The 8367-nt window shown below is 39.2% G+C and carries 4 protein-coding genes; all 4 read right to left on the reverse strand.

The window, feature by feature from the left end; genetic code table 11:
* Position 1: 1 nt before the first annotated feature.
* A complete protein-coding gene (locus ADIARSV_RS01290; RefSeq protein ID WP_016193528.1) occupies positions 2-2794 on the reverse strand; it encodes a TonB-dependent receptor in 2793 nt (930 codons plus the stop codon).
* 3 nt (positions 2795-2797) lie between these two features.
* Positions 2798-3535 (reverse strand): hypothetical protein, encoded by a 738-nt coding sequence (locus ADIARSV_RS01295; RefSeq protein WP_016193529.1) that lies wholly within the window; start codon positions 3533-3535, stop codon positions 2798-2800.
* A 90-nt stretch (positions 3536-3625) separates the two neighbouring features.
* Positions 3626-5101, reverse strand: a complete 1476-nt coding sequence (locus tag ADIARSV_RS01300) for a SusD/RagB family nutrient-binding outer membrane lipoprotein (protein WP_016193530.1) — start codon at positions 5099-5101, stop codon at positions 3626-3628.
* Between the two features lie 13 nt (positions 5102-5114).
* Entirely contained in the window at positions 5115-8243 is a 3129-nt protein-coding gene (locus ADIARSV_RS01305; protein WP_016193531.1) for a SusC/RagA family TonB-linked outer membrane protein, read from the reverse strand.
* Positions 8244-8367 lie beyond the last annotated feature (124 nt).

Genomic DNA, 8367 nt, shown 5'->3' on the forward strand with positions numbered 1-8367 from the left:
ATCAGAATCGAAGGTTATAATTTATAAATGGAATCGCAGAAGCAAAAATAGATAACTGGTAACCCTTTACTGCACCCTGCTCTGTCGTAAAGTAAGTCGAATATGGATTATGTCTCCCCGTTAAATTATACACCCCCAGCGTCCATGAACTATGAATCCATTGATGAACTTTATGGTTTCCATCAATATTTATGGAAAGGTCTGTCCTGAAATAATCAGGAATTCGGTATTGATTACGATCCGAATACAGTAGTCGCTCCGATCCCCCATAATAATATTTCCCTACCGGAAGCGTAATAGGCCTTCCTGTACTATACGTCACATTAGCCGAAACACTAAACCGGTGCGAAGCTTTAAAGTTACCCACCACAGTAAAATCATGCGGTTTATCATAATTAGCAGGATAATACGCCCCATCATTAACCAACTGTATCGCAGTAGGATCATCCATCTTCAAAAACGTTCTCGAATACGTATAACTCACCCAGCCATTCAGCCTCCCAGCCGTCTTTTTAATCATGAGTTCCAAACCATAAGCCTTTCCCTGTGTGTTAATCACATCCTGTTCAATATGATGATTCAAGATCAAGGTCGCCCCACTCTTATAATCCAGGTAGTTATTCAGCCATTTATAATACACCTCCATGGAAGTCTCAATCGTATTCGACTTTAAGTTCTTATATAAACCCAGGGAAACCTGTTTACCCTCCTGCGGTTTAATGTTCAGGTCACTCAGTTTCCAGATATCTGTAGGCGCAATAGCCGTTGTATTCGACAACATGTGAATATACTGTCTCAATGTATTATAGGCCAGTTTGACTGAAAAATCACTTGTAAAGGTATACCTGGCCGAAACACGATATTCCGGTCCCCCATACGTCTTCACCACATCCCCCTTTTTATAAGCCACACTATCCGTGATGTTAAACTCATTTTTAGGCAAACCATCAGCATACGTATATGTAGAAGCCGGACCCAGAGAATTAAACATCGAATACCTGATCCCCACATTTAAGGACAAGGCCGGAGTAATCTCAAAACGATCGCCAAGATATATAGCAGTCTCCAGTGCCTGTTCAGGATCAAGAACATCGGGACTAACCAGCGATTCCCCACTTGCAGGAACAAAACTCCCCGGATGTAATCTATAATATATACCACTGGCACCAAAGTCAAGCGTATGTTTAGAATTCACATAATACGTAAAGTCCGTTTTTATGTTAGATTGATTAATATCGAAACCCATCTTATACGCATTCACCACATTATCCTCACTATTCACCTTGTATTCATAGCGGTCTATTCCAGTAGAAATACTCCCATTAAACTTGTTATTAAAAATATGTTTCCATTTCAGCGATGCATTCGTATTGAAATACCTATAAACCGTATCGCTATTCAAATTAAAGCGGTCGCTGCTTAAATACCCGGTTATTGCCAAACTATTCTGATCATCAAACTTATGATGCAGATGCATATCAATATCCGAAAAAGCAGCCTTACTATTCCTATATCCCGATTTTGCAGGCAATTCCTTCAACAGCCAATCCGAGTAAGTCGTTCTGGCACCAACCATAAACGAAGTTCGATCCTTAATAATCGGGCCTTCCAGGTTAATGCGACTCGTAAGCAAGCCAATTCCTGCCGTACCCGCAAATTTCTTATTATTCCCTTCGCGGCTATGCACATCCAGCACCGAAGAGATCCTTCCACCAAACTTAGCCGGAATACTACTTTTATACAGTTCAATATCCTTGATCGCGTCAGAGTTGAAGGCCGAAAAGAAGCCAAACAAATGCGAAGGATTGTAGATGGTGGCATCATTATATAAGATCAGATTCTGATCCGTACCGCCACCCCTGACATTAAAGCCCGTACTCGCTTCCCCCACAGACTTTACGCCCGGCAAAGTCAGAATCACCCTTAAAATATCAGGCTCCCCAAATACCGTAGGAATCTGTTTGATGGTAGCCATACTCAGTTTCTCCACACCCATTTGCGTATTCCTGATATTCGCAATCTTCTCCGCCGAAATTTTCACTTCATTTAAAGAACGAACCTGATTAATCACCTCAATATCCAGTTTGCCATCCGAATACAAATTAATGATCCTTGAAGCATCCCGCATACCGATAAAACGAATATTCAGCACATGCCTGCCAGCAGGAAGACTGATCGAGTAATAACCAGATTGATTCGTACTCACACCAATTCTTGGAGACTCAATATATACACTAGCCCCAATTACCGGCTCGCCGCTGTTCGCCTCTTTAATATAACCCGCCAGCGTCACGTTTCCTTTCTTAAACGTTGCCGTCCGGTTCCCAATCGTATACACCTTATTGGCTGAAGATGCCACAGCAGGACTCTTGTCCACGTCCACCAGGAACTCAGAAATTAAAGGCGGCTCTTCATTTACCTGAGGAGCCTTAATCCCACTATTATCCCAAAACCCCTCAGGAAGACCAACAATAAGCTCCTGATCCAGACTCAGAAACACATGTTTCTCAAAGTCAATTGCATATTTAATCTTCGTATTCAAAAAAGCACGGTTAAGGACCGCATCAAGCGGCATATTTTCAAAAGTCACACTAATGCGAAGACTATCAAAAGCAGTGCTATCGTAGTAGATCTGGCAATTCGTCGCTTTCTCTAAATAGTCCGCAAACTCAGAGACCTTAACCCGGTCAAATTGTCCCGATAGAAGAGGGTCCTTTTTATCCTGAGCACAAAGCTGCGCCAGACCAAAAAACAGAAAAGCAGAAAGAAAGATTAGCGAATAGGGAAGGCGCATAGGTTAAAGTTTATCATCATACTTTTTGGAAGCAATTACCAAAGCAGCCTCTTTACTTTTTCTAAATTTCACATGATTTTTTCTAAGATAGACTACCACCGCTTTCTTTTTACTGCCAAGCAGGGCATACATCTCTTTTTTAGAATTTACAGAGTGATAAGAGCCACTGATCAAAAAATAATACAGGTTTTTACTCTGAAACTCACGCTCCAGACTTTGCATATTGAGCAGCTCAGATATAATTTTACTTCTCTTAGCATACAAAGAAATAGAATCACCCGCATAAATCTGTTCATAAAAACCAGGAACCATCTTAGAATCCAGGTTAGTTAACCCTATTTTCTTAAACACATGCCCATTCATATTGAATTGATCCACTCGCTCAGTAACAAGAGACATTTTGTATAAGCCATCATAATGAAGAATGATAACCTGATCCATAACCAAATCATAAAGGAGAGGAAGCTTATACCAAACATGGTCATAAAGCACATTACCGTTCACCATTTTATCGGTATCAAAGTAGGCAAAACCCTTTATCTGCCTGAAATAGCCCCGATGTTCAGGTCCATTATAAAGCACTAATTTTTTGTCAGGAGAATTCTGGTAATAATTGATTAACCCACCAACAGCCTTAGCATAATAAACACTATCGATAACAGGTGACTGAGAAAAAGCAGTCCCGGTAGAAACAGAGGAGAGAAATAAAACAGCTAAAACGAATTTTATTAGTTTAGACACCCTGAGAGATTAAATTAAGATAAGGATTAACAGCTCAACAAGGTACAAAGATTCATTGATAATAAAATATTACCAATGAATCTTTCTTAACTAATTTCCATCCCACCATACAGGAACCTGCATGGCAGCAAGATAACCAGCCGGAACATTATCCGGTATATTATCTGCATTATATGATCTTTCAGAAGAAGGATAAGGAAACCGGAGTGGAATTATATCCAGCAAAGGCTCAGTCGTCAGCTCAACATCCGGATAAACTTCATTGTTGATGGGCAGATTAGGGTAACCTGTTCTTCTATAATCGTTATAAGCTTCAAATTGCAAATAGTTCGCTATATATTTCTGCGTCATAATTTGTTCATAAGCAGTAGCAGGAACCAGGGCATTTGCTAAAAGGTAAGCAGGAACACCCGTGCTAATACCATACATATCCATTGATGCTGTTATTCCTTCATTATAAGCGCTCACGACAGCCGTATTAACCGTTTTGCCAGCCTTCAAGTATTCCGCTTCAGCTCTTATAAACGGAACCTCAGCATAGATCAATAAGAATAAGGGTGCATTAGAGGCACTATAAAAAGGTGAAATTGAAGAGTAGGCTGTCAAGGCAGATGGAGGAGCATCATTTGTCACACCCACGTATTTGCCGATATCAGCTCCAGTAGTAGCTGTCCTTACCTGGTAAGGAAGTCTTGGATCTCCCGTAGATTGCAATAGATTCACATAATAAATAGATGGCTTGGTAGAAGTACTCCATTTTCCATCAATTGCAAACTGATACCAGGGATTTTCCTGATCAGGACTATCGAAATATTTTACCACAGGCATCTCAGAAACATCAGAAATTGCACCAGCATCTAATGCCGCTAAAGCAAGCGTTGCCTGGGTTGACGCGTTATAACCTGGAGCATTGGATAATCTCAAATAAAAACGAGCCTTTAGAGTCCTTGCCAACTTTTGCCAGCTTGACATCACTCCACCATATATCAAATCATCAGCTGCGGGGTGTAAACCAGTAGTTTCACCTGCAGAAACAATTGCCTCATCCAGCAACGTTTGAATATGCTTATAGATGTCTTCCTGTGAATCATATGTAGGTTTTAGATTACCATTTTCACCCTGAAAAGCCTCCGAAAAAGGAGCATCACCAAAAGCATCAGTAATATAAGACATATTCCATGCAATCATAATTTTTGCAATGGCGCTATAAGAAGGATTGCCATTCGCATCAGCCTTCGTTATCAATTCAGAGCTGGTTTTCATGATATCCGTATAGGAAGAATATCTCCAAAAATTATCAACATCATTTGAGGTGATCTGATAATTCCCCTGATGCGGCCCATCTGTAGCATCAGCAACATTTTTAGTTAGTAATGTCGCTGTACGCACCGGATCCCCACCAGCCACTTCAAATGAAAAAGTACTTAAAATAGCAGGAAGCATAAGCTTCTCCGTGACGTCACTAGGACTATTTGGATCGTAATTTATATCCAGGCTATCTTTACAGCTATAAAGCGAAGACGCAATAAATGCCAGTATTAAAACTAATATATTTTTTGTTTTCATCTTAATCTACGTTTTAAAATTTAACATTCAATGAGAATGTCACCCCTTTTGTTCCCGGAGTAACGGCATGATAAAACCCTTGAGCATTTCCACTACCATACAAACTACCCTCCGGATCACCATAGCTAAAATTCGATTTTACCCACAGATCTCTCCCGGTAGCCGCAAAACCTATACTTTGAAAAGGAGTTTTTTGCACTAAAGAAGCCGGTAAATTGTAGCTCAATGTTACTTCTCTAAGTTTTATAAAAGAACCATCCTCTACAAAATTTTCGTCAATAGCACTAAACCAATTTTGATAATAAGCCTGATCTCTTAAAACAGGAGTCGTATTAACCGTACCATCCTCCATTACGCCATCATAAGTGGTAAATGTATTCCTGTTTTCTGTTACCTTAGCCGTTCCATAATAAGAACTGTAATATAAGTCGAGATTCAACAGATCACCGCCCTTACGAAAGTCAAATAAGGTTGACAAACTGAGGCTTTTATATCTGAAGGTATTCCGGATCCCACCATTATACTTTGCAGTAACGTTACCAATAGGGCCGTAATCATCATTGGTAATCGGCAAACCATCTTCACCAATAATAAGTTTACCTTCTTCATTTCGTTTAAATCCAAGGCCCCATATCACACCATACCCATAATCTTTATCGATCCGAATCTGTGGAGTAGTAAAACCTCCAAGGAAAATATTATCAACCCCTTCAGCAAGTGCTTTTAGTTTATAATTGTTCTTTGCATAATTCACCTGGATACTCCACTCAAAATCCCTTGTTTTAATTGGTGATCCAGTTAATGTTAATTCTACACCCTTATTCGAAACCTTACCCGCATTTACAACCGCTTCCACATAACCACTCGAAGCAGCAACTTCCTGAGATAAAATTTGTTTATCACTTACCTTGTCATAGTAAGAAAAATCTATCCCCAGCCGGCTCTTAAAGAACCTTAAATCGGCTCCAATTTCCTTTTCAGTCACCATTTCAGGAGTTAGTTCATTATTAGCTAAAGTAGTACCGGTTTGAAAAGCATTCAATCCATTATACGGAAAACTAATATTACCTCTGGTACCATCACTAGGGTTTGCCTGAGAATAAGTCTTATTAGTCAGGTATTCTGGTGCATCGTTTCCCGCTCTCGCATAAGATACCCTCAACTTACCATAAGGGAAAATATCGTTATTAGCTAAACCCAATAAATCTGTAAATACAAACCCTACAGAAGCAGAAGGATAAAAGAATGAATTGTTCTTCACAGGTAAAGTCGATGACCAATCATTTCTAGCGGTAAGATTTAAATAGAGATAGGTTTTATAATCTATCGTACCAGAAGCATAAAGTCCATACGTTCTTCTTTTAGAATCCGCTTGATAAGCTGTAACTGACTCCACATTCGTTATATCGTAAAAACCAGGGATACTCAGATTTAAGCCCCTTATTGTCCTGCTCGTATAGGTTCTTGAATTGATATTATTCCCAATCAATCCATTAATTGACCAATCATCATTTATTTTCTTTTCAGCCAACAAAATCAAATCATTATTAATCTGACGCCTATTGATCATTGCCTCATACATTCTGCCGTCGGGAACACTTATTTCACCAACATTTACCTGCTCCTTGTCCAACTGGTTATAGGTATCTAAACCAACGCGATTGGTCAGTTTTAGCCAGGGAAGTATCTCTAAAGTAGATTCGTTAGATAGAATAAAACGATCTACAGACGATGGCATGGAAACGTTATTAACTAACCAGTACGGGTTATCAAAGCCGGCACCCGTCGTCCAGGAACGATTCGTATTCCCATCCTCATAAGCTTTTTTACTATCAAAACTTATCGGTGCAAAATTCAACGTATAAAGGTATGATCTCTTTGTATTACCTTCAGGCATACGTTTATTCACCGAATTGATGTAGTTGACAGAGGTACTGGTATTAAAGCTCTTCGTTAATTTAGAAGTAAAATTAGCCTGAAGACTATTCCGTTTAAACGTGTTATTTGGAACCACACCTTCCTGATCTAAGTTAGTATAAGTCATGATGTAAGTAGAATTATCCCCACCACCACTTAACGCAACAGAATTATTCCAAACCTTGCCATCTCTATAAAACTCCTTCCGGGGATCAATGATAGTAGGCATGCCAACCGCATCAATCACTGCCTGACTTACAGAATCTCTATGAGGTCCCCAGCTAGCAGAAGTCTGAGATGCGCCATTAGCCACTTCAGAATAACCACCACTTGTTAAAGGCAGTCCATTTTTATATTTACCTAAAGACCCTTGTAAATAAGTAGATTGAAATCCTTTTATAATTGCCTCATCCAAACTCAAACTTGAAGTATAACTTACAGAAGGAAACTTTCTGTCTAAAGTCTTTTGTCCTTTTTTCGTAGTGATTAAAACTACACCGAAAGCACCCCTGGCACCATACAGCGCAGTCGCTGCAGCACCTTTAAGTACAGTCATTTCCTGAACGATATTTGGGTCAATGTCTATACCTCTATTTCCTCCAACACCATTAAAAAGTACACTTTCAACATTTTCAGTAATGCCCCTGTTGACAGAATTATCCATTGGAATTCCATCAATTACAAATAGAGGCTGATTATCACCAGTTATTGAAGTATTACCCCTAATTACTATTCTAGCAGACGATCCGGCTTGTCCACCGGAACTGTTAATCTGTACACCGGCAACTTTACCAGCCAAAGCGTTCACAAGATTCGTTTCCCTTGAATTCTGAATTTGATCACCACCAACCTTTTGAACAGAATAACCCAATGTTCTCTTATCACGCCCAACGCCTAATGCTGTTACTACAACTTCCCCTAGTTGTTTAGAGTCGCTGGTTAATACAATGTCAATTGTACTCCTTGTCCCTACATTTATTTCCTGTGAGGTATAACCGACATAAGAAAATACAAGGACTGCATTATTCCCTGGTATTTTTATCGAAAATAATCCATTTGACCCCGTTTGAGTTCCTTGCTGACTCCCTTTCACTCTTACGCTTACTCCCGGTAGAGGTAATTCGTCATCTTTTCCTTTGATTGTACCGGTAACAGTTCGATCTTGTGCTATTACATGTGTAACTAATATGCACAAAATGAACAAACTAGATAGAATTTGCTTCATATGCCTTTTTAATTAAATGATATAATAATAAATTTGAGAAGTTTATTTCTATTTATCAAATTTTTATTATATATTTTAAGGCATTTTTAATAAAAGCAGTGATTGAAAATCAATTATATTACTA

The organism is Arcticibacter svalbardensis MN12-7, from assembly GCF_000403135.1.
In the GTDB taxonomy this organism is placed as follows: Bacteria; Bacteroidota; Bacteroidia; order Sphingobacteriales; family Sphingobacteriaceae; genus Arcticibacter; species Arcticibacter svalbardensis.